At 65.4% G+C, this 20,913-nt stretch carries 20 protein-coding genes and 1 tRNA gene; 10 read left to right on the top strand and 11 right to left on the bottom strand.

Translation table 11 applies throughout. The features are described 5' to 3' along the window. Positions 1–190 precede the first annotated feature (190 nt). The 3 genes from CAL28_RS06845 to CAL28_RS06835 all read left to right on the top strand — a co-directional run bounded on the left by CAL28_RS06845 (position 191) and on the right by CAL28_RS06835 (position 2,921). Positions 191–1,231, top strand: coding sequence for an aminoglycoside phosphotransferase family protein (locus CAL28_RS06845; RefSeq protein ID WP_094840701.1), 1,041 nt, complete (start codon positions 191–193; stop codon positions 1,229–1,231). Next, positions 1,231–1,926 carry an N-acetylmuramate alpha-1-phosphate uridylyltransferase MurU gene (gene murU / locus CAL28_RS06840; protein ID WP_094840700.1) on the top strand — a complete coding sequence of 232 codons (696 nt, stop codon included), beginning with the start codon at positions 1,231–1,233 and terminating at the stop codon, positions 1,924–1,926. Before CAL28_RS06845 ends, murU begins: the two co-directional genes overlap by 1 nt. 293 nt (positions 1,927–2,219) lie before the next feature. After that, complete coding sequence (locus CAL28_RS06835; RefSeq protein WP_094840699.1) at positions 2,220–2,921, top strand: DUF6776 family protein; 702 nt, start codon at positions 2,220–2,222, stop codon at positions 2,919–2,921. A 115-nt stretch (positions 2,922–3,036) separates the two neighbouring features. On the opposite strand, the gene CAL28_RS06830 is transcribed toward CAL28_RS06835, so the two are convergent. The 3 genes from CAL28_RS06830 to CAL28_RS06820 all read right to left on the bottom strand — a co-directional run bounded on the left by CAL28_RS06830 (position 3,037) and on the right by CAL28_RS06820 (position 5,749). Next, the gene (locus tag CAL28_RS06830; RefSeq protein WP_094840698.1) at positions 3,037–3,585 is read right to left on the bottom strand and encodes a cytochrome b; all 549 of its coding nucleotides are present in this window, start codon (positions 3,583–3,585) and stop codon (positions 3,037–3,039) included. A 105-nt stretch (positions 3,586–3,690) separates the two neighbouring features. Continuing rightward, on the bottom strand, positions 3,691–4,914 hold the full coding sequence (locus CAL28_RS06825; RefSeq protein WP_094840697.1) for an amidase: 1,224 nt from the start codon (positions 4,912–4,914) through the stop codon (positions 3,691–3,693). A 4-nt stretch (positions 4,915–4,918) separates the two neighbouring features. Next, complete coding sequence (locus CAL28_RS06820) at positions 4,919–5,749, bottom strand: IclR family transcriptional regulator (RefSeq protein WP_254926034.1); 831 nt, start codon at positions 5,747–5,749, stop codon at positions 4,919–4,921. A 127-nt stretch (positions 5,750–5,876) separates the two neighbouring features. Between CAL28_RS06820 and CAL28_RS06815 the strand changes: the two genes are divergently transcribed. Next, complete coding sequence (locus CAL28_RS06815; protein WP_094840696.1) at positions 5,877–6,746, top strand: polysaccharide deacetylase family protein; 870 nt, start codon at positions 5,877–5,879, stop codon at positions 6,744–6,746. 187 nt (positions 6,747–6,933) lie between these two features. Continuing rightward, a complete protein-coding gene (locus CAL28_RS06810) occupies positions 6,934–7,914 on the top strand; it encodes a Bug family tripartite tricarboxylate transporter substrate binding protein (RefSeq protein WP_176463907.1) in 981 nt (326 codons plus the stop codon). A 121-nt stretch (positions 7,915–8,035) separates the two neighbouring features. Here the strand turns inward: CAL28_RS06810 and dnaJ are convergent, their stop codons facing one another. The 6 genes from dnaJ to hrcA form a co-directional block, all read right to left on the bottom strand. Further along, positions 8,036–9,160 (bottom strand): molecular chaperone DnaJ, encoded by a 1,125-nt coding sequence (gene dnaJ / locus CAL28_RS06805; protein WP_094840694.1) that lies wholly within the window; start codon positions 9,158–9,160, stop codon positions 8,036–8,038. Positions 9,161–9,312: 152 nt separating this feature from the next. After that, on the bottom strand, positions 9,313–11,238 hold the full coding sequence (gene dnaK / locus CAL28_RS06800) for a molecular chaperone DnaK (RefSeq protein WP_094840693.1): 1,926 nt from the start codon (positions 11,236–11,238) through the stop codon (positions 9,313–9,315). Between the two features lie 93 nt (positions 11,239–11,331). Beyond that, complete coding sequence (locus tag CAL28_RS06795; RefSeq protein ID WP_094840820.1) at positions 11,332–11,667, bottom strand: thioredoxin family protein; 336 nt, start codon at positions 11,665–11,667, stop codon at positions 11,332–11,334. Between the two features lie 62 nt (positions 11,668–11,729). Continuing rightward, positions 11,730–12,296: a nucleotide exchange factor GrpE gene (gene grpE / locus CAL28_RS06790; protein WP_094840692.1), complete on the bottom strand. Its 567-nt coding sequence runs from the start codon at positions 12,294–12,296 to the stop codon at positions 11,730–11,732. Positions 12,297–12,419: 123 nt separating this feature from the next. Beyond that, positions 12,420–13,502, bottom strand: a complete 1,083-nt coding sequence (gene hemH, locus CAL28_RS06785; protein WP_094840691.1) for a ferrochelatase — start codon at positions 13,500–13,502, stop codon at positions 12,420–12,422. Between the two features lie 45 nt (positions 13,503–13,547). Further along, positions 13,548–14,555 (bottom strand): heat-inducible transcriptional repressor HrcA, encoded by a 1,008-nt coding sequence (hrcA, locus tag CAL28_RS06780; RefSeq protein ID WP_094840690.1) that lies wholly within the window; start codon positions 14,553–14,555, stop codon positions 13,548–13,550. A 118-nt stretch (positions 14,556–14,673) separates the two neighbouring features. Between hrcA and CAL28_RS06775 the strand changes: the two genes are divergently transcribed. Beyond that, positions 14,674–15,573, top strand: a complete 900-nt coding sequence (locus CAL28_RS06775) for an NAD kinase (RefSeq protein WP_094840689.1) — start codon at positions 14,674–14,676, stop codon at positions 15,571–15,573. A gap of 7 nt (positions 15,574–15,580) precedes the next feature. Next, complete coding sequence (gene recN, locus CAL28_RS06770; RefSeq protein WP_094840688.1) at positions 15,581–17,227, top strand: DNA repair protein RecN; 1,647 nt, start codon at positions 15,581–15,583, stop codon at positions 17,225–17,227. Between the two features lie 103 nt (positions 17,228–17,330). Here the strand turns inward: recN and fur are convergent, their stop codons facing one another. Further along, entirely contained in the window at positions 17,331–17,750 is a 420-nt protein-coding gene (gene fur, locus CAL28_RS06765; RefSeq protein ID WP_094840687.1) for a ferric iron uptake transcriptional regulator, read from the bottom strand. A gap of 176 nt (positions 17,751–17,926) precedes the next feature. Here fur and bamE point away from each other — a divergent pair, with 176 nt between their 5' ends. Then, complete coding sequence (bamE, locus tag CAL28_RS29970) at positions 17,927–18,547, top strand: outer membrane protein assembly factor BamE domain-containing protein (protein WP_254926041.1); 621 nt, start codon at positions 17,927–17,929, stop codon at positions 18,545–18,547. Positions 18,548–18,657: 110 nt separating this feature from the next. After that, positions 18,658–19,449, top strand: a complete 792-nt coding sequence (gene dapB / locus CAL28_RS06755) for a 4-hydroxy-tetrahydrodipicolinate reductase (RefSeq protein ID WP_094840686.1) — start codon at positions 18,658–18,660, stop codon at positions 19,447–19,449. Positions 19,450–19,502: 53 nt separating this feature from the next. On the opposite strand, the gene murB is transcribed toward dapB, so the two are convergent. Then, on the bottom strand, positions 19,503–20,582 hold the full coding sequence (murB, locus tag CAL28_RS06750; RefSeq protein WP_094840685.1) for a UDP-N-acetylmuramate dehydrogenase: 1,080 nt from the start codon (positions 20,580–20,582) through the stop codon (positions 19,503–19,505). A 100-nt stretch (positions 20,583–20,682) separates the two neighbouring features. On the opposite strand from murB, the gene CAL28_RS06745 reads away from it, so the two are divergent. Then, a tRNA-Gly gene (locus CAL28_RS06745) sits at positions 20,683–20,758 on the top strand. Positions 20,759–20,913: the final 155 nt, after the last annotated feature.

Raw genomic sequence — 20,913 nt, 5'->3', positions numbered from 1 at the left:
GGAGACCTGAAAAAAGGGCAATGCGGCTGGAACGGCGGGCTACGCCCATCCCGTGAAACCCGCGAAGAGCCGGTATTATAGATAAGCTGAGCGTCAGCGCAGCCGCGGGTTTGCCGGCATGCGCGATATCGCCGTATAACCGGACGCCCGCACCCCGAAAATCGCCACTTTCCGCCTACAGGTCGTTTCCTTGTCCACCTCCGCCGATTCCCGCCTGGACGCGCTGCGCCATTGGCTGCGCGGCCTGCCCGCATCCCTGGCCCTGCAGCACGATACCTTGCGTCCCGCGTCCAGCGACGCCAGTTTTCGCCGTTACTTCCGGCTGGATGCCGGCGCCGGGTCCGTCATCGTCATGGATGCGCCGCCGGGCCATGAGGATACCGGCCCGTTCCTGCACGTCGCCGGCCTGCTGCGCGATGCCGGGCTGAATGTGCCCGCCATCCTGGCCCAGGACCAGGGACAGGGCTTCCTGCTGCTGTCCGACCTCGGTCCGTGCACATACTACCAGCGCATCCAGGAAGGGTTGGACGACGCGACGCTGCAAACGCTGTATCGGCAAGCCCTGGCCGCGCTGGTACGCATGCAGCAGGCATCCGTCCGCGGCCTCGCGCAGTACGACAGCGGCCGGCTCATGACGGAACTGGAACTGTTCCCCACCTGGTACGTCGCGCGGCATCACGGCATGACGCTGGACCCCGCCTCTCAAGAGGCATTGCAGGGCGTCTTCTCGCTGCTATCCACCGCCAACGGCACGCAACCGTCCGTGCTTGTGCATCGGGACTTCCACTCGCCCAACCTGATGGCAACCGATGGCGACCGCTACGGGCCAAACCCCGGCATTATCGATTTCCAGGATGCGCTGGCCGGCCCCATCACCTATGACCTGGCTTCGCTGGTGACCGACGCCCGCACCACCTGGGAAGAGCCGCAGCAACTGGACTGGGCCATCCGATACTGGGAAATGGCGCGCGCGGCGGGCTTGCCGGTAGCGGCGGATTTCGCCGATTTCCATCGTGCCTACGAGTGGATGGGGCTGCAGCGCAATCTGCGCATCCTGGGCGTATTCGCGCGCCTGCACCACCGCGACGGCAAAGCCGGTTACCTGGCGCACATACCCCGCGTCAACACCTACGTCCGTCAGGTGGCGGGCCGCTATGGCGCGTTCTCGCCCCTGCTGCGCCTGCTCGATAAACTGGACGACCGCCAGCCCACGGTGGGATACACCTTCTGATGCGCGCCATGATCCTGGCGGCAGGCCGTGGCGAGCGCATGCGGCCATTGACCGACACCCTGCCCAAGCCGCTGCTGCAGGCGGGCGGCAAGCCGCTGATCGCCTGGCATATCGAACGGCTGGTCGCGGCCGGCATAAAAGACATCGTCATCAACCACGCCTGGCTGGGGGATCGGCTGGAAGCGGCGCTGGGCGACGGCTCTGCCTACGGCGCCCGGCTGGCGTATTCCCGCGAAGGCACGGCGCTGGAGACGGCCGGCGGCATCGCCCTGGCCCTGCCGCTGCTCGGCGCGTCGCCTTTCCTGGTGATCAACGGCGATGTCTGGTGCGACTGGGACCCGGCACAGGCACCCGCCCTGGCGCGGGACATCGATGGCGTCGCGACGCTGGCGTGGTTGCTGATGGTCGATAACCCCGAACACCACCCTGCCGGCGACTTCCTGGCCAGGCCGGACGGCAGCCTGCATCCCACGGAAGGGCTACGCCTGACATTCTCCGGCATCGGCATTTACCACCCGGCCCTGTTTGCCGGCATAACGCCGGGTGCCCCCGCGCGCCTCGGTCCCTTGCTGGCGCAGGCCATCGCGCGGCACACGGTGCGCGGTGGACGCCACGGGGGGCGCTGGGTGGATGTCGGCACACCCCGGCGCCTGGCCGACCTGGATGCCAGCCTGCGGGGCGGCGACCGGGCCTGACGGGATATTTCACAATATCAAGGTAGGCAACCAGGCTTGTCGAAATAGCTAAGCCATGGCCCGGCGGGTTATCCTTTCAGGCTTTCATCGATCGGCACGCCCTCCGGGCGGCCTGGTCGACGGGCACGGCACTCATGCGAACCGCGCCATTACCAGACCGCCAGCCCCGGCGGCGGGACGTCAGGCAAGGCTTGTTTTCTCGTCCAGGGCCGCTCCAAGGCAAAAAGGCCCGTGGAGCAGCCGGCGGACTTGCCGGTGCAGCATAGGGGCGTTTTCTTTTTTGGATGGATGGGATGTTCGGACGGTCGCAGCGCGCGGTTTTCAAACCTTCGGTTTATCAACCCGGAAAACGTTCGCGGCGCATGCCGCGCTGGCTGGTACTCATGCTGGCCGGTATTGTGCTGGGCGCCGGCGGCGTATTGTTCCTGCAAACCAACTATGGCCCGCAACGGCTTACGGTCGAGCAATCCGAACAGTTGCATGGCGAGCTCAGCGCCGCCAATATCGACCGCCAGCGCCTGCAAGGCCAGGTCGAGGAACTCACCCAGCAGCGTGACGCCGCGCGCGCCACGCACGACAAGCTGACGGCGGACCTGGCGCAGGCGCGCCAGCAGATCCAGGGCTTGAACAAGGATCTCGCGCTGTTCCAGGACGCCGTGCCGCCGGATCCCCGCGGCGGTCCCATCGGCATACGGTCGGCAACGCTGTCGCGCCAGCCCGGGCAACTTACTTACCAGGTGCTGGTCATGCGCGACAAGGACACGGCCGGTGTACCGTTCAAGGGCACCATGGAGTTCGCCATCGAAGGCCGTTATCCGAACGGCCGCAGCGGCACCATCACGCCGGATGCCTTGCCCATCGACATGGACCGCTTCGACAACCTTAGCGGCACGCTGCAATTGCCCGACGGATTCATCGCGCGCGGCGTCACCATCAAAGTGATGGACTCGGCGCAAAAGCAGCAGGCGATGCGTATCTACTACGTACGGGGCTGACGCGGCTGGAAGCCGCCGCGACCTGCGGATTGCGCGGGCGGTGTCGCATGCACGGGCTTGACGCGACCGCGCGCGGGGCTGGACGGCGGGCAAGCGCCGTCCAGCCCTTTGAGCTTTAACGCCACAGCATCTTGCGCAGGGTGCCGTCCTTCAGGACGTACTGATGCCACAGCGCCGCAAGCGCATGCAGCCCGATCAGGTAGTACAGCGTATTGCCGACGAATTCATGGATGTCCTCCAGGGTATCGGCAAGACCGTTTTCTCCGATAAGCGAAATGGAAATCCCCGTACCCATCAGCCGTACGGGATGGCCATCGGAATTGATCATCAGGATACCCAGCAAGGGCTGCGCGATCAGCAGGATATAGAAAAGCCAGTGCAGCGAGCGCGCACAGGTTTGCAGCCAGCCTCCGCCTTGTTCGGCCGCGGGCGCGCCATGGACCAGTCGCCACACCAGCCGCGCCACCGTCAGGCATAGAACCGTCACGCCAGCCCACATGTGGATACCGGTCCAGAAGGCTCGCGAATCGCTGCCACGCGGGCCTCTGATTTCGATGGCGAACAACGCCAGCGCGACCACGAGAAAAATCAGCCAATGCAGAATGATCGCGGGCCGGCTATACCGGGCCGGACCGTGGGAAGCTGCGGAAAGCGTGTCGGACATCGGTGGCTCCTGTAAATGGCGAGGTGCGGCACCGGCCGAGGCATCGGGATGGCCGCCGGCAGGACCGCGCTGGGACGTGCAGCGACAGGCAGTGTATCGCCAGATCTACGACGAAATACGCATTGCGCAGTCGAGCAGCGCGCGGTCGCGCCCGCGCGCCGCGATCAAAGACAAGCCCACGGCATACTGGTTCCCCACAACCACGGGCATGGTCAGTTGCGGCAAGCCCGCCAGGCTGGCGATGCAAAGCAGGCACAGGGCGCGTGTACGGTCCTCCGCGGCCGTGGGGGAACCCTTGACCGGCGCGACGAAAGAAACGGTCGGCAGGCAAAGAACCGCATCTCCCAGCAAGTCGTCCAGGCGCGCGGCGATCCGCCGGCGCTCCGCGGCGGCGGACTGCGCCTCGTCGGCCGTGATCGTCGAGGCCCACTTGAAGCGCTCGCCGATATCCGGACCGAAACGCGGCGCATGGCGCGTGATCCATTCGCCGTGCGCGGCCCAGACCTCGCGCCCCTGTATCACCCGGAAGACCTGCTGCCAGGCCAGCAATCCTTCGTCCGCGAGGGTCACATGTTCCACGACGCCGAACTTTTCCATCATGCTTTCCTGGGGCTTGGCCAGGCCTTGCCGCACGTCCTCGGACGCCAGCGACCAGGCATCGTCGGCCACCAGCAGCCGCCCGGGCAGGCCGCCCTGGCCGGCGGCCGCCGCGGGCAGCACGGTTTGCCCGACGCGCGCCAGCGTAGCGGCATCGCGCGTGATCCAGCCGACGACGTCGTAACTGGGCGCCAGCGGTACCACGCCCTCGCTCGACACGGCCCCATGCGTGGGCCGCAGGCCCCAGGCGCCGCAGAAGGTCGCCGGCAGGCGGATGGAACCGGCGGTGTCCGTACCCAGCCCGATATCGCACAAGCCGCTGGCCGCCGCCACCGCCGACCCGCAGGACGAGCCGCCGGGAATACGCGTGGGGCTGACCGGGTTCACCGGCGTGCCGTAATGGAAGTTCTCTCCATTCAGGCTGTAGGCCAGTTCGTCCGTCATGGTCTTGCCGACCACATCCGCACCGGCAGCCAGCAATTGCGCCACCACGGGCGCATGCCGGGTCGCGACCCCATGCGTGGCGAGCCAATCCGGATTGCCGGCACCGGTGATGCGGCCTTCGAGGTCGATCATGTCCTTCACGCCGACGCGCAGCCGGGCGAGCGGGCCGTCGGCCGCGCCCGCCAGCTGGAACCTGCCTTGTGGCGCGAAGGCGCCGCCGGGATTGGCCGGATCGAAAGTCGCCGGTCGTCCGCCGGCGGGCGCCGGCGCTGTTTTCGCTTCTGTCATGGGGTCACCGATACAAGAGGGTTCCGATTACATTCACTTCGTTGCGCAGCAATGGGTATAGGGCGGCCTGCCGCGCCGGCGTCATGCGGCTGGAAATCGCCGCGATCGCCAGGGCGGCCACGGGCGCGCCAAAAGGGTTGCGTACCGCCAATCCGATCGCCGTTACGCCGGGCACGGCCTTTTCGCCGATGGCGGCATAGCCCTGCGCGCGGCCGGCGGCGATGGCATCTTTCAAGTCGCGTTCGTCCAGTTCGCCATAGGCGCCGATCCGCGGCCGGATGGCCTCGACCACACGTTCGACCTCGCCGGGCGCCAGGGCCAGCAGGATGGCCAATCCTCCCGCGTTCACCCCCAGCGGTTGCCGGCTGCCCACGGTAACCACGGGCGTCTGGATGGGGAAATGCCCCTGTACACGGCTGATGCATACGGCATCGTTGCCGCGCCGGATAAACAGGAAGGCGGTGTCGCCGGTCGCCTCGGCCAGGCGCTGGAGCGAAGCGGCGCAGAGTTCGCGCAAATTGAATTGCGGGGCAGCCACCAACCCCAGTTCGAAGACCAGCGTACCCAACCGATAGCGGCGCCCACGGGCATCCCGCGACACCATGCCCTCTGCCACCAGGGCCTTGAGCATGCGGTGAGCGGTGGGGGCTTCCAGCCCGCACAGGCGCGCCACATCGACGAAGCGCAGGCCGGTTTCCTGGTGTTGCGCCAGCGTTTTCAGGACACCGACGACACGGCGGATGGCTTGCGTGCCGCCGGGCGCGGGGCCGGCGGCAAAACCGGGGGCGAGAATATCGCCCGCATCCGGTTCGACAACGGACTCAGGGTTAACCACGACGATAATTTCCAGATTATGGATACTTTATTGAGGATCGTTGACAGGTATTTCACTGCTAAATACATTGCCCTGAACAATACAGAGGCGGAATGCCCGGGTCAAACATCCATTATATGGACTATTCATGATACCCAAGGAACGCATCGATTACTCCGCGATCATCGATCGCCGCAAGCTGAACCCGCCCGACGGGGCGCGCGTGATCGTCTGGCCCATCGTCAACGTCGAGGACTGGCAGATCGACCGCTACATGCCCCGGCAGGTACTGCCGCCGCCCACGGGCGTCACGGCGCTGCCCGATATCGCCAACTGGGCGTGGCACGAATACGGCATGCGTGTCGGTTTCTGGCGGCTGAAGGCCGCGCTGGACAAGCTGGGCATCGTACCGACACTGTCCATCAACGGCAGTGTCTGCCTGAACTATCCGCGCGTCGCGGAGGAAGCCCACAAGTCGGGCTGGGAGTTCATGGGCCATGGCTTTATCCAGATGCCGACGCACCAGGTGGATGACCAGCGCGCGATGATCAAGCGCACGGTCGACACCATCGAACAGTTCACCGGCAAGAAACCCGTGGGCTGGCTTGGCCCGGGACTGACGCAGACCCTGGAAACCATCGACTACCTGCACGAGGCGGGCATCCGCTACATCGGGGACTGGTGCCTGGACGACCAGCCCTGCAAGGTACGCACGGCGACCGGCGATATGGTGGCGATGCCTTACGCCCTGGAGCTGAACGACATCCCCGTGGTGGCCGTGCAGCACCACTCTTCCGACGAATTGCTGATTCGCGTCAAGGACACCTTCGACCGCCTCTACCAGGAAGGCGCGGACCAAGTGCGGGTCATGGGCATCGCCGTCCATCCCTTCCTGAGCGGCGTGCCGCACCGGATCAAATATTTCGAGGAAGCATTGGCGTACGTCGCGGGCCATGATCACGTGAAGTTCATGACCGGCGCGCAGATACTGGACTGGTACCAGGCCCAACACGCCTGAACCGGTCACGGCAGAACAAGTGGCAACCGGACACCGGCCCATGCCCGCGGGGGCATGGCCGGGGCCGAAAAAATCAAGGGGTTCGGGCGGTGGGGGAAAACAAAGGACGCAAGCGTCCGCAGTCATCGCGCGGCACATCGAACCAGCCGCGCTACCGCCTGATTATTCAAATCCGTTCGGAGTTTCTATGCGTACCCGCAGTCTATTGACCGTTTTCGCCTGCCTCTTCGCCCTATCCGCCAGCACCGGCGCCAGGGCCCAGGCCGACGACTATCCCAACCGGCCGATCCGCCTCCTCGTGGGCTTTCCGCCCGGCGGCATTTCGGATGTCATCGCGCGCACGGTCGCCTCCAAGGCCAGCTCGATCCTGAAGCAGAACATCGTCGTGGAAAACCGGCCGGGCGCGGGCACCACGATCGCGGCCGACACCGTGGCGCGCTCGGCCCCCGATGGCTACACGCTGCTGCTGCAGGACACGACGACGCACGCCATCAATGCCAGCCTGTATCCCAAGCTGCCCTTCGACACCGTCAAGAGCTTCACGCCCATTTCGCTGGTTTCGAGTTCCCCGCTGATGCTGGTGGTCAAGGCAGACTCGCCCGCCAAGGACGTCAAGGGCCTGATCGCCCTGCTCGCATCCAAGCCGGGCACCTACGCCTACGGGTCGTCAGGCAACGGAACCATCATCCACCTTGCCAGTGAAATGATGGACCGCGCGGCCAATGTGCAGGCCGTCCATATCCCGTACAAGGGCAGCGCCCCCATCATCCAGGCCCTGTTGTCGGGCGATGTGGCCTACGCATGGAGCAGCATGCCGCCAGCCATCTCCCAGGTGAAAGCCGGCAAGCTGCGCGCGCTGGCGGTCAGCACGCCCAAGCGCATTGCGGCCGCGCCTGACGTGCCCACCATCGCGGAAGCCGGCGTACCGGCCGCCGAAGTGATCCTGTACAACGGCGTGCTCGGCCCCGCCAATCTGCCGCCGGCCATCGTCAAGCGCCTGAACGCCGCCTTCAACGAAGCCGCCAACAGCGACGAGGTGAAGACGGTCTACGCGACCCTGGGCGCCGATCCGGTCGCCGTTACGCCGGAACAAATGCTGGCCCAGATCGAGGCCGATATCCCCAAGTACGGCAAGGTCGTGAAGGAAGTCGGCGCCAAGGTGGACTGAAGCAGGTCCGGGTCACACCGCCCCGCCATAAATCAAAAGCCCAGGTTCCTGTGAAGGAACCCGGGCTTTTTTTACAGGCTTGCGCCCCCGGCGCGCCGGCAACCGGCGCAACCGCGAATGATCAGCTGAAGAATTCCTTCACGCGATCCGTCCAGGATTTGCTTTGCGGCGAATGCCTGTCGCCGCCGTCGTTCAGCGAGGCCTCGAACTGCCGCAGGATGCTCTTCTGCTCTTCGCTCAGGCGTACCGGCGTCTCTACCACCACGTGGCAGTAAAGGTCCCCCGGATAGCTGCCCCGCACGCCGCGTATCCCCTTGCCGCGCAGGCGGAAGGTCTTGCCCGACTGGGTGCCTTCCGGAATGGTGATTTCTGCCTTGCCCCCCAGCGTGGGCACCTGCAGGTCGCCGCCCAGCGCCGCCGTGGTGAACGGGATCGTCAGCTCGCAGTGCAGGTCGTCGTTGTCGCGCTGGAAGATCTTGTGCGGCTTGATGTGGATTTCCACATAAAGATCGCCCGGCGGACCGCCGTTCAATCCCGGCTCGCCGTTGCCGGCCGAGCGGATCCGCATGCCGTCGTCGATGCCGGCAGGTATCTTCACCTGCAGCGTCTTGTTGCGGCGGATACGGCCCACCCCATCGCAGTTGGCGCAGGGATCGGTGATTTCCTTGCCGCTGCCATGGCAGGTCGGGCAGGTTTGCTGGACGCTGAAAAAGCCCTGCTGCATGCGTACCGCCCCCGAACCGCCGCAGGTGCGGCAGGTCTTGGGCGTGGTGCCGGGCTTGGCGCCGGAGCCGTGGCAGACCTCGCAGTTTTCCCAGCTGGGCACGCGGATTTCGGTATCGAAGCCGTTGGCCGCCTGTTCCAGGGTGATCTCCAGCGCGTACTTCAGGTCGGCGCCCCGATACACCTGCGGACCGCCGCCACGGCGCGCCGCGCCGCCGAAGATCTCGCCGAAGATATCCCCGAAGGCATCGGCGAAGCCGCCGCCCATGCCCGCCCCCATACCGCCGGCGGCGTTGGGATCGACGCCCGCGTGGCCGTACCGGTCGTACGCGGCGCGCTTCTGCTCGTCGGTCAGGACCTCGTAGGCCTCCTTGGCCTCCTTGAACTTTTCCTCGGCATCCTTGTTATCCGGATTGCGGTCCGGATGGTATTTCATCGCCAGCTTGCGATATGCCTTCTTGATGTCATCGTCCGAGGCGTTTTTGGCAACACCCAGGATTTCGTAATAGTCACGTTTTGCCATGATCTTCCAGAGGCTTTTCTTCTTGCGAGGGCGCCGCCGCATACGCCGGGACGTGCCCGCGCCGACCAAAACCCTGTTTACATACGACCGCGCCCGGGCACGGAAATCATCCGGGCCCGGGCGTGTTCACCGTCATACCGCGCGGCGGTTCATCACTGGTCGCGCTTCACTTCCTTGAAGTCGGCATCGACCACATTGTCGTCCGCCGGCTTGGCATTGTCCGCCGCCGTTTGCTGCTGCGCGGCCTGCTGCGCCTGCATGTCGGCGTACATTTTCTCGCCCAGCTTCTGCGACGCCGTGGACAGCGCCTGCACCTTGGCATCGATCGTCGCCTTGTCGCCATCCTTCAGGGTGGCTTCCAGGTCCTTGATCGCGGCCTCGATGCTTTCCTTTTCGGCAGCCTCGAGCTTATCGCCATACTCGGTCAGCGACTTGCGGGTGGCATGCACCAGCGCGTCCGCCTGGTTGCGCGTCTGCGCCAGCTCGGCCAGGCGATGATCCTCGTCGGCGTTGGCTTCGGCATCCTTCACCATGCGCTGGATCTCTTCTTCCGACAGACCCGAGTTCGCCTTGATGGTGATCTTGTTTTCCTTGCCCGTGCCCTTGTCCTTGGCGGACACGTGCAGGATACCGTTGGCGTCGATATCGAACGTTACTTCGATCTGCGGCACGCCGCGCGGCGACGGCGGAATGCCTTCCAGGTTGAACTCGCCCAGCGCCTTGTTGCCCGCGGCGATCTCGCGTTCGCCCTGGAAGACCTTGATGGTCACCGCCGGCTGATTGTCATCGGCCGTGGAGAACGTCTGCGAGAACCGGGTGGGGATGGTCGTGTTCTTCTGGATCATCTTGGTCATCACACCGCCCAGGGTTTCGATACCCAGGGACAGCGGGGTCACGTCCAGCAGCAGCACGTCCTTGCGGTCACCCGACAGCACGGAGCCCTGGATCGCGGCGCCCGCGGCCACGGCTTCGTCCGGATTCACGTCCTTGCGCGGCTCGCGGCCGAAGAATTCCTTGACCTTCTCCTGCACCTTGGGCATGCGCGTCATGCCGCCGACCAGGATCACGTCGTGGATTTCCGACACCTTGACGCCGGCATCCTTGATCGCGACGCGGCACGGTTCGATGGTGCGCTCGATCAGGTCTTCGACCAGCGCTTCCAGCTTGGCGCGCGTGATCTTCAGGTTCAGGTGCTTGGGACCGGAAGCATCGGCCGTGATGTACGGCAGGTTGATTTCGGTCTGCTGGCTGGAGGACAGCTCGATCTTGGCCTTTTCGGCCGCTTCCTTCAGGCGTTGCAGCGCCAGCACGTCTTTCGACAGATCGACGCCCTGCTCTTTCTTGAACTCGCCGATGATGTAGTCGATGATGCGCTGGTCGAAGTCCTCGCCACCCAGGAAGGTATCGCCGTTGGTGGACAGCACCTCGAACTGCTTTTCACCGTCGACGTCGGCGATCTCGATGATGGAGATATCGAACGTGCCGCCGCCCAGGTCATACACCGCGATCTTGCGGTCGCCCTTTTCGGCCTTGTCCAGACCGAAGGCCAGCGCGGCCGCGGTCGGTTCGTTGATGATGCGCTTGACTTCCAGACCGGCAATGCGGCCGGCGTCCTTGGTCGCCTGGCGTTGGCTGTCGTTGAAGTACGCCGGCACCGTGATCACGGCTTCGGTGACTTCCTCGCCCAGGTAGTCCTCGGCGGTCTTTTTCATTTTGCGCAGCACTTCGGCCGATACCTGCGGAGGCGCCAGCTTCTTGCCATGCGCTTCGACCCAGGCATCGCCGTTGTCGGCCTTGGAAATCTTGTAGGGCATCAGGTTGATGTCCTTCTGGACTTCCTTTTCGTCGAACTTGCGGCCGATCAGGCGCTTGACGGCGTACAGGGTGTTCCTGGGGTTGGTCACGGCCTGGCGCTTGGCAGGCGCGCCCACCAGGGTCTCGCCGTCGTCCATGTACGCGATGATGGAAGGCGTCGTGCGGGCACCTTCGGCGTTTTCGATGATGCGGACCTGGCCACCGTCCATCACAGCTACGCAGCTGTTGGTCGTACCCAGGTCGATGCCGATGATCTTGCTCATGATGGATTACCTTGAATTAGGTCGGTTCTAGGATTGGTAAAAAACTCGGTTAGCGAATAAGTGGGGCTGCCGCCAGGGTTTTCAAGCGTGAAATCACCGCTTTTCCGCTTGCAGCCGCCCAACGGCCGCGGAAAACTCCGGCAAGCCCGGCCACCCGGTGATCCGGCCCAACCGCTTGCCGGACCGGTACATCACAAAAGTGGGGACGCCATGCAGCGAAAACCGCCGGCCCAGCGCCACGTCGGCATAAACGTCCGCCTGGAACCAGGTCAGCCCCAGACCCAGCAACGCATCCTTGTGCAGCAGGGCAGCCTGCTTGAAGCGATTGCAGTTGTAGCAATCGGTGCCCCACAGGAATACGCAGCGCAGGTCGTCGCCCGGCGCCTGGACGACCTCCCGGTCGAATCCGTCGCTGTCGACGGGGCGCATGGCGAAGACCTGGAACACCTGACCGGGATCGAAAGCCTGGGCGGCGGTCACGACGCGCTCCGTCAGGCCTGCTGTCCCGCCGACACCACGACCAGGGCCGGCCGCAGCACGCGGTCGACGATCAGATAACCCTTCTGCAGGGTCTGGACCACGGTATTGGCGGGCTGATCGGACGGCACCGACGAGATGGCCTGGTGCTGATGCGGGTCGAACTTGTCGCCGGCCGCGGGGGCGATCTCCATCAGCCGGTTGCGTTCGAAGGCGGAGACCAGTTGCTTGAGCGTGGCTTCCACACCTTCACGCAGGAGCTGGGCGGTCTGGTCCTGCTGCGCCAGCGCCGCCTCGAGGCTGTCCTTCACGGGCACCAGGCTTTCGGCGAACGACTCGATGCCGAACTTGTGCGCCTTGGAGACATCCTCCTGCGCGCGGCGGCGGATGTTCTCCGCGTCGGCGCGTATGCGCAGCAACTGGTCGTAGTGCTCGGCGGCCTTGGCCTGGGCCGCTTCCAATTCAGCGCGCAGGGCCGACAGCAAATCCTGCTGCTCATCCGCGCCGTTCGCGGGCGTTCCGTCCGCCGCCGGCGACTCGTGGTCGGGCCTTTTCTCGGCAGGCTCGTTCTGTGCCGTCATGGATACATCCTCCGGGTGACAAATAACGTTTGCCATCCACTATGGGGGCCGATGCCCCCATTTCAAGGCGGGTTAATGGGAAACGCCCGCCTGGCGCCCAAATATTTGAAATTATTCGTTTTTTTAAACCGTGCTGGGCCAGCCCTGCAGGTTGCGCTGCACCAGGTCGGTCAGGGCGCGGATCCACGCCTCGTCGTCGTTGACGGCCGGGATATACCGCAAGCGCTTGCCGCCAGCGGCCAGAAAGGCATCGCGGGCCTCGACCTGGATCTCTTCGAGGGTTTCCAGGCAGTCCGCCAGGAAGCCGGGGCAGACCACGTCGACCTCCGTCACGCCATCCTGGGCCAGACCGATCAAGGTGGGCGCGGTGTAGGGCTCCAGCCAGCGGGCCGAGCCGAAGCGGCTTTGGAAGGTGACCAGCGCCTGTTCCGGCATCATCCCCAGGCGTTCGCGCAGCAGGCGGCCGGTACGCAGGCAATCCTGATAGTAAGGGTCGCCCAGCTCCACCGAGTAGCGCGGCAGGCCGTGAAAGCTCATGACGAGCTTCTGCGGCCGGCCATGCTCGCGCCAGTAGTCCTCGATGCGTCCCACCACCGCCTGCAGGTATCCGGGATCATCGTGGAAACGCTTGACGAAGCGCAGCTCCGGCTGATCGCGCAGGCGGCCCGCATGCCGGGTCACCGCGTCCACGGCGGTCGCCGTGGTGCTGGCGGCGTATTGGGGGTACATGGGCACGACCAGGATGCGCTCGCAGCCGCGCCGGCGCAGATCGTCGATCGCGTCGGCCACCGATGGCGACCCGTAGCGCATGCCCAGCGCCACTTCCGCCTGGATACCCCGCCCCGCCAGCTGCCGCCCCAGCCCTTCGGCCTGCCGGCTGCTGTAGACCATCAAGGGCGAGCCGCCGTCCATCCAGATGCCACGATAGCGCGGCACCAGTTTCTTCGGGCGCAAGGTCAGGATCAGGCCATGCAGGATGGGCCACCACAGGTAGCGCGGGATTTCGATCACGCGCGGATCGGCCAGGAATTCGCCCAGGTAGCGCCGGATATCCTTGGCCGTGGGCGCGTCCGGCGTGCCCAGATTGATCAGCAGCACGCCGGTCTTGCCGGGCCCGGCGTGGGCCTGCTCTGAAAACGGATCGGCCTGCTCGGGTTCCGGCAGGAAACGCTCGGGCCAAAGATACTTGAACGCACGCAGGAACACGCGGATACCTCGCCAGCCATGCCGTCCCCCGCAGGGACCGCCGGTTTATTTGTGGTTATGACTCAGGGCGTTGGACAGCAGGCGCGCCGTAATATCGACGATGGGAATAACGCGCTCATAGGACATACGGGTAGGGCCGATCACGCCCAGCGTGCCGACCACCTTGCCGTCGACGCCATAGGGCGCCGTGATGACGGAGACTTCCTCCAGCGGCACCAGTTGCGAATCGCCGCCGATATAGATCTGCACACCCTGCGCGCGGCTGGAGACATCCAGCAGCTGCAGCAGGTCGGTTTTTTTCTCGAAAAGCGCGAACATCTTGCGCAGCCGGTCCATGTCCGAGGTAATGTCCGTCACGTCGAGGAGCTTGCGTTCGCCCGAGATCACCACCGCGTCGCCATCCTCGATGGCCTCGGTGCCGGCCTCTACCGCCGCCTGCATCAGGCGCGAAATATCGTCGCGCAGTTGCGCAAGCTCGGTAGCCAGGGTGCGCCGCACTGCGTCGAAGGACTTGCCGGCGAAATGGACGTTGAAGAAGTTCGCGGCCTCCAGCAGTTCGTGTTCGGCATAGTCGCGTTGCACGAACAGGATACGGTTCTGCACGTCGCCGTCGGGGGTAACGATGATCAGCAGGACGCGCTTGTCGGAGAGCCGGATGAATTCGATTTGCCGGAACACCTGGGCCCGCTTGGGCGTCAGCACCACGCCCGCGAACTGCGTCAGGTTGGACAGCAGCGCCGCCGCCGCGTTGACGGCGCGCGCGGGTTCGGCCGCCGGCAGGCTTTCGCGGATATGTTCCGGCTGGATGTCGTAGCTGCGCACCGCGAGCAGGGAATCGACGAACAGGCGGTAGCCGCGCGGCGTGGGGATGCGTCCCGATGACGTATGCGGGCTATGGATGAGGCCGGAGTCTTCCAGATCCGCCATCACATTCCGTATCGTGGCGGGCGACAGGTCGAACACCTTGGAAAGGGTGCGCGATCCGACCGGCTGGCCGTCGGCGATATAGCGTTCAATCAACGCCTTGAGCAGTGCGCGTGCGCGGTCGTCCATGTCGTTATTTTATGGAATCTTTTTTGCAACGGTGCCAATTTTGTCCCGCAAAGGCAAATATGGCCCCATATAATCGTTGAATCCTAGCCTAAACCCACCCCGGAAGCTCGCCTCCAGCATGCATTTCCCCACCGTCGCCCTCATCGGCAGGTACCAGGACACCGGCCTGGATGCGCCGCTACGCGCCTTGGCCCAGATGTTGACCGAGGAAGGCCGTGGCGTGCTTATCGAACGCGATACCTCCCACAATACAGGACTGGCGGAATTTCCCGTCGCCGGCATCGACGAGATCGGCCAGCGCGCCAGCCTGGCCGTGGTCATGGGCGGCGACGGTACCATGCTGGGCGCGGCCCGCTACCTGGCGCCCTACGGCGTGCCGCTGATCGGCGTCAACCATGGCCGCCTGGGCTTCATCACCGACATCCCCCTGCATGACGCCAAGAACGCCCTGGCGCGGGTCCTGGAAGGCAATTTCGAGGCCGAAGACCGCATGCTGCTGGAAGGCAGCATCTGGCGCGGCGACACCCAGATGTTCAATGCCTCGGCGGTGAACGACGTGGTGCTCAACCGGGCGGGCCGCGGGGGCATGATCGAAGTCCGCGTCGAACTGGACGGCGTATTCATGTATACCCAGCGGGCGGACGGCCTGATCGTGGCGACGCCGACCGGCTCCACCGCCTACGCGCTCTCGTCCAACGGCCCCATCCTGCATCCCGGCCTGCAAGCCATGGTGCTCGTGCCCGTCGCCCCGCAGACGCTGTCGAATCGCCCCATCGTCATTCCGGACAACGGCGAACTGACCATGACGCTGACCGGCATGGGCCGCGTCGAACACGGCGCCTCCTGCCATTTCGACATGCAAACCTGGTCGGATCTGCAACCGGGCGACCGCATCGTCGTGCGGCGGGCGCCGCACACCATCCGCTTTCTGCACCCGGAAGGCTACAGCTTCTTCACCACCCTGCGCCGCAAGCTCCACTGGAACCTGATGCCGCAGGCCACGGACAGCGGAGAATGACGCCGCCATGCTGCGCACGCTGCATATCCGGGATTTCGTCATCGTTGAAAAAGCCGACATCCATTTCGGTGCCGGTTTCACCGTCTTTTCCGGCGAAACCGGCGCCGGCAAGTCCATCCTGATCGACGCGCTGGCGCTTACCCTCGGCGAGCGCGCCGATGCATCCGTCCTGCGCGAAGGCGCGGCGCGCGCGGATGTCAGCGCGGTCTTCGACACGCCTGCCCATCTGCGCGAGTGGCTGGCCGAACGCGAAATCGATGCGGAAGAAGAACTCGTCCTGCGCCGCGTGGTCGACCCGCAAGGCCGCAGCCGCGCATTCATCAACGGCGTGCCGGCCACCATGGCGCAGTTGCGCGAACTGGGCGACAGCCTGGTCGACATCCACGGACAGCATGCGCATCAAAGCCTGATGCGGCCGGACGCCCAACGCGACCTGCTGGACGCCCAGGGCGGCCATGGCGAACTGCGCCAGACGGTCGCGCAGGCCTGGAAGCGCTGGCGCCAGCTCGCCAGGCAGCTGGAAAGCGTGGAACGCGACAGCGCCTCGCTGGAGGCGGACCGCGAGCGCCTGCAATGGCAGCTCGACGAACTGGACAAGCTCGATCCCCATCCTGGCGAATGGGAAGCCCTGCAGACCGAACATACCCGCCTCGCGCATGCGCAGTCCCTGCTGGATGGCGCGTCGCGCACCCTGCAGGCGCTGGACGGTGACGACGAATCGGCGCACAACCGCGTGGTCTCGGCGGTGCATGTGCTGGAACAACTGCGCCGCCACGACCCTGCCCTGGCGGGCGTGTGCGAAGAACTGGAATCCGCCCGCATCGCCATTGCCGAGGCCGTCTCGGACCTGAACAACTATGTCAGCCGGGTCGAACTGGATCCCGCCCGGCTGGCGCAGGCCGAGGAAAGACTGGGCGCGGTCTTCGAGCTGGCACGCAAATTCAAGACAGAGCCGGAAACCCTGCCCGCCCTGCGCGAATCGTTGCGCGGCCAATTGGCTGAGATGTCCGCGGCGGCCGACGTCGATGCACTGCGTGCGCAGACCGAAGCGGCGCAGGCCGACTACGCCAAGGCGGCCGGCAAGCTGTCGGCCGCCCGCCGCAAAGCGGCCAAGGAGCTCGGCAAGATCGTGACGGAAGCCATGCAGACGCTGGCCATGCAAGGCGGCCGCTTCGAAGTATCGGTCGAAAAAGCGGCGGCCGCGTCGGCGCAGGGCGACGACGCGGTGGAATTCCTGGTAGCCGGCCACGCCGGCACCACGCCCCGCCCGCTGGCCAAGGTGGCGTCCGGCGGCGAGCTTTCCCGCATTTCCCTGGCCCTGTCCGTGATCGCCAGCCGTGCCGCGCGCGTGCCGACGCTGATCTTCGACGAGGTCGACAGCGGGGTGGGCGGCGCCGTGGCGGAAGTTGTCGGCCGCCTGCTGGGAGAACTCGGCCAACGTCACCAGGTGCTTTGCGTGACCCACCTGCCCCAGGTGGCGGCGCGTGGTGGCGCGCACTATCAGGTAAGCAAGGCGGAGAAGGCGGGCACCACGCATTCGCGCATCGTGGAGCTCGATGCCGATGCTCGCGTGGAAGAGATTGCGCGCATGCTGGGCGGGATCAAGATCACAGCCACCACGCGGCAGCACGCCCGCGAAATGCTCGGCGCCTGATGAAGGCCGGGGTGGACTCAGGGCGTCCCCGGGGCGCGCCCTGGGCGACCGGCGGGGCCCCGAGGGCGCCTACCGGCCCCTCAAGGCCCGGGTGCCCTCAACGCTAGCGCCGGCTGCCGCAGTCGCCGCACGTGCCGTACAGCACCATCGCATGGCTTTCCAGCAGGAAGCCGTTGTCCTTGGCGATTTTGTGCTGGCGCTTTTCGATATCGATGTCGTTGAATTCAACGACTTTGCCGCAGTTCGTGCAGATGAGGTGATCGTGATGATCCCCATCGTTCAGTTCGAAAACGGCCTTGCCGCTGTCGAACTGGCTGCGCGCCAGGATACCGGCCTGCTCGAACTGCGTGAGCACGCGATAGACCGTGGCCAGCCCGATTTCGACGTTTTCGCCGATCAGGGCGCGGTAAACGTCTTCCGCGCTAAGATGGCGCTGCTCCGCTTTGCGGAAAATATCCAGGATCTTCAGGCGCGGAAAGGTGGCCTTCAAACCCATGGTCTTGAGGTCGCTTTGATCGGTCATGGTCCAGTAGAGAGAGTTCCGCGCCGTCGACCCGGCGGGAACCTGGGCGGCGTAGCCGCCGACCCGATTCCCCTGCGCTTTCGCGCCCTGTCGCCTACGCCACGCGGAATGACTTGATAAACCTTTATGATAACGGTTTTGCCAGTATCCATTACGGGGAACCCCGAGTGTCCAGAATCGTACGATCCACATCCCGCTGCCTGAGGGCGGCCATCGCCGCTACGGCGATCGCTGCCGCTCTCGCGGGATGCTCCTCCGGCAAATGGGGTTTTCCGTATATTGCGCCGGTTCAGCAAGGCAACTGGATCACCAGTGAACAGGTTGCCCTGCTGCGCCCCGGCATGACGCGCGAACAGGTGCGCTTCGCCCTGGGCAGCCCCACGCTGACCAGCGTGCTCCACGCCGACCGCTGGGACTACCCATACTACTTCAAGCCGGGCTACGGGCCCAGCCAGGAGCGCAAGTTCACCGTTTTCTTCGAGAACGACAAGCTCACCCGCTGGGAGGGCGACAAGCAGCCGGACGTCCAGCCCTTCCAGCTGGCGAACGATCAGGCCACGCAGGCCAAGGCCCCCGGCAATGGCGGTGCCGCGCCGCAGAATCCGGCTCCGGCCAGCACGGGGCCTGTCGGCCCTGCCGGCGGCGGGCTGCCCGCGGGGGTTACCTCGTCCGGCAACAGCCCCGCGGCCGCCGGTCCGTCGGGCAATACGCCGGCCCAGGCTTCGCCCGCCGGGTCCGCGCCCGCGGGCACGTCCCGCACCGCGCAGCCCGGGACGCCTGCCGGCGCGGCGCAGTAGGCCGCGGCCGGACCGGCCGCGCCCACGCAGCCGGCAGAACAAACGCCAGTGCCAGCGGATTCCGGCAGATGCACGTAACGCGATAACTCACCAACGACAAGGAATTTCCCATGCGCATCGCCATTGCCGGCGCAGGCGGCCGGATGGGCCGCATGCTGATAGAAGCGGTCCTGGAACACCCCGACATGACGCTGGCCGTCGCCCTCGATCGCGCGGGCAGCAGCCATATCGGCGAGGATGCCGGCGCGTTCCTGGGACGGGATACAGGGGTCGCCATTACCGACGATCTCCAGGCCCTGGCCGGCGCCGATTGCCTGATCGATTTCACGCGGCCCGAAGGGACGCTGCGACACCTCGACGCCTGCGTGCGGCATGGGGTCAAGGCCGTCATCGGCACCACCGGCTTCGATGACGCCGGCCGAGCCGCCATCGCGCAGGCCGCGCAACGCATCGCCATCGTATTCGCGCCGAACATGAGCGTAGGCGTGAACGCCACGCTGCGCCTGCTGGAGGTCGCCGCGCGCATCCTGAATTCCGGCTACGACGTGGAGGTCTTCGAGGCGCACCACAACAAGAAAGTCGATGCGCCCTCGGGCACCGCGCTGAAGATGGGCGAAACCGTCGCCAAGGCCTGGGGCGTGGACTTGCCGGATGTGGCCACCTGGACGCGCCACGGCGAAACCGGCGTGCGCGAGCCGGGCACCATCGGTTTTTCCGTAGTGCGCGGCGGCGACATCGTGGGCGACCACACCGTCTACTTCTGCGGCACCGGCGAGCGCATCGAGATTACGCACCGTAGCAGCAGTCGCTCCACCTATGCACAGGGCAGCCTGCGGGCGGCCGCCTTCCTGCGCGACAAAACGCAGGGTTTGTTCGACATGCAAGGCGTGCTGGGGCTATAGCGCGATCGCGGCGGATAGCCGCGACCTTGCCGGTACTACCAAGCCGCGGCAGATCAAGGACGCACGGGCTCCGGTTCCAGCTCGACGCCATAACGCGCCTTGACGTCGGCCCGAATGGCATCGGCCAGCGCCATGATGTCCGCCGCGCGGGCCCCACCCCGGTTGACCAGTACCAAGGCCTGGCGGTCGTGTACGCCGGCGGCACCCATCGTGCGCCCTTTCCATCCGCATTGGTCGATCAGCCATCCGGCCGCCAGCTTGCAGCGTCCGTCCGCCTGGGGATAAGCCACCAGGCCGGGAAAGCGCTGGCGCAAGGCGGCATACCGATCGGCACTCACGATAGGGTTCTTGAAGAAGCTGCCAGCGTTGCCGATAACGGCAGGATCCGGCAATTTTTCCCGGCGTATCGCACAGACGGCATCGAAAACCGCACGGGCGGAAACCCCCGCGCCATTCGCCGGCGGGGCTGACCGGTCGGCCCCGCTGCCCAGTGCAGGATGCCGTTGCAGATCCGGATAGTCCAGCACCGGTCGCCACGGCCGGGGCAGCGCGAAGCGCACGGCGACGATCGCCCAACGGCCCGGGGCGTCATGCTTGAACCGGCTGTCCCGATAGGCGAAGCGGCAATCCCGCGCCGATAGCTCTACCATCTCGCCGCGCTCGATATCCCAGGCACTCAGGCCAAGGAAGCGCTGGTCCAGTTCGACGCCGTACGCGCCGATGTTCTGCACCGGCGCGGCACCCACGGTGCCCGGTATCAACGCCAGGTTTTCCAGGCCGTCCCAGCCGTGGCGCAGGCAGTGCGCCACGAACCCATGCCAGTTTTCGCCGCCGCCGGCTTCGACGATCCAGGCGTCGGGCCGTGTGTCCAACAGCCTGATGCCGGGGATCGCCATATGCGCGACCAGGCCCGCCATGACCGAAGGCAGGACGACATTGCTGCCACCGCCCAGCACGAACACTCGCCCATGGCGCCGCGCCAGCGCCGACAAGGCGGGAAGCTGGCGAAGGTATTCAATGCGTACGTAGGCCTGGGCCGAACAAGCCAGGCCCAAGGTGTTCAAGGCCGTGAGGTCCGCCGCAATCGGCTTGAGCATGTCCGTATCGGTGGATGACGCCGACGGGTTTGACATTACGTTTGGCAGCCTGATATAGTTTCGTTCTTGACTGATTTTACGCGATGCCAGTTCGCATCGAATGAGATCAGTCGAATGCAATCAGTCGCAAGACAACGCGGGAATAGCTCAGTTGGTAGAGCGCAACCTTGCCAAGGTTGAGGTCGCGAGTTCGAGACTCGTTTCCCGCTCCAAATTATGATCTACAGACTTCCACTGGGGTCTGTAAGTCGTTGAAAAGAGGAGCTTCGGCTCCTTTTTTCATTCCAGCAAAAGCCACTGGAATCCACCGACAGCCAGCGTTTTTGAGGCCAAAAACAAGGCCAAAGAATGCGGGCGGTGCCGGTTC

The organism is Bordetella genomosp. 11 (genome assembly GCF_002261215.1).
Taxonomy (GTDB): domain Bacteria; phylum Pseudomonadota; class Gammaproteobacteria; order Burkholderiales; family Burkholderiaceae_B; genus Bordetella_C.
The sequence above is the reverse complement of the archived record's forward strand: the minus strand, read 5'-3'. Positions and strand labels throughout refer to the sequence as shown.

What these genes read in the sequence shown, in the direction of transcription:
- dnaK (WP_094840693.1), bottom strand. Translation starts at nt 11,238, where the DNA reads ATGAGCAAGATCATCGGCATCGACCTGGGTACGACCAACAGCTGCGTA.
- murB (WP_094840685.1), bottom strand. Translation starts at nt 20,582, where the DNA reads ATGTCAAACCCGTCGGCGTCATCCACCGATACGGACATGCTCAAGCCG.
- CAL28_RS06775 (WP_094840689.1), top strand. Translation starts at nt 14,674, where the DNA reads ATGCATTTCCCCACCGTCGCCCTCATCGGCAGGTACCAGGACACCGGC.
- murU (WP_094840700.1), top strand. Translation starts at nt 1,231, where the DNA reads ATGCGCGCCATGATCCTGGCGGCAGGCCGTGGCGAGCGCATGCGGCCA.
- fur (WP_094840687.1), bottom strand. Translation starts at nt 17,750, where the DNA reads ATGACCGATCAAAGCGACCTCAAGACCATGGGTTTGAAGGCCACCTTT.
- CAL28_RS06825 (WP_094840697.1), bottom strand. Translation starts at nt 4,914, where the DNA reads ATGACAGAAGCGAAAACAGCGCCGGCGCCCGCCGGCGGACGACCGGCG.
- hrcA (WP_094840690.1), bottom strand. Translation starts at nt 14,555, where the DNA reads ATGGACGACCGCGCACGCGCACTGCTCAAGGCGTTGATTGAACGCTAT.
- CAL28_RS06830 (WP_094840698.1), bottom strand. Translation starts at nt 3,585, where the DNA reads ATGTCCGACACGCTTTCCGCAGCTTCCCACGGTCCGGCCCGGTATAGC.
- dapB (WP_094840686.1), top strand. Translation starts at nt 18,658, where the DNA reads ATGCGCATCGCCATTGCCGGCGCAGGCGGCCGGATGGGCCGCATGCTG.
- recN (WP_094840688.1), top strand. Translation starts at nt 15,581, where the DNA reads ATGCTGCGCACGCTGCATATCCGGGATTTCGTCATCGTTGAAAAAGCC.
- grpE (WP_094840692.1), bottom strand. Translation starts at nt 12,296, where the DNA reads ATGACGGCACAGAACGAGCCTGCCGAGAAAAGGCCCGACCACGAGTCG.
- CAL28_RS06815 (WP_094840696.1), top strand. Translation starts at nt 5,877, where the DNA reads ATGATACCCAAGGAACGCATCGATTACTCCGCGATCATCGATCGCCGC.
- CAL28_RS06835 (WP_094840699.1), top strand. Translation starts at nt 2,220, where the DNA reads ATGTTCGGACGGTCGCAGCGCGCGGTTTTCAAACCTTCGGTTTATCAA.
- CAL28_RS06795 (WP_094840820.1), bottom strand. Translation starts at nt 11,667, where the DNA reads ATGCGCCCCGTCGACAGCGACGGATTCGACCGGGAGGTCGTCCAGGCG.
- CAL28_RS06810 (WP_176463907.1), top strand. Translation starts at nt 6,934, where the DNA reads ATGCGTACCCGCAGTCTATTGACCGTTTTCGCCTGCCTCTTCGCCCTA.
- dnaJ (WP_094840694.1), bottom strand. Translation starts at nt 9,160, where the DNA reads ATGGCAAAACGTGACTATTACGAAATCCTGGGTGTTGCCAAAAACGCC.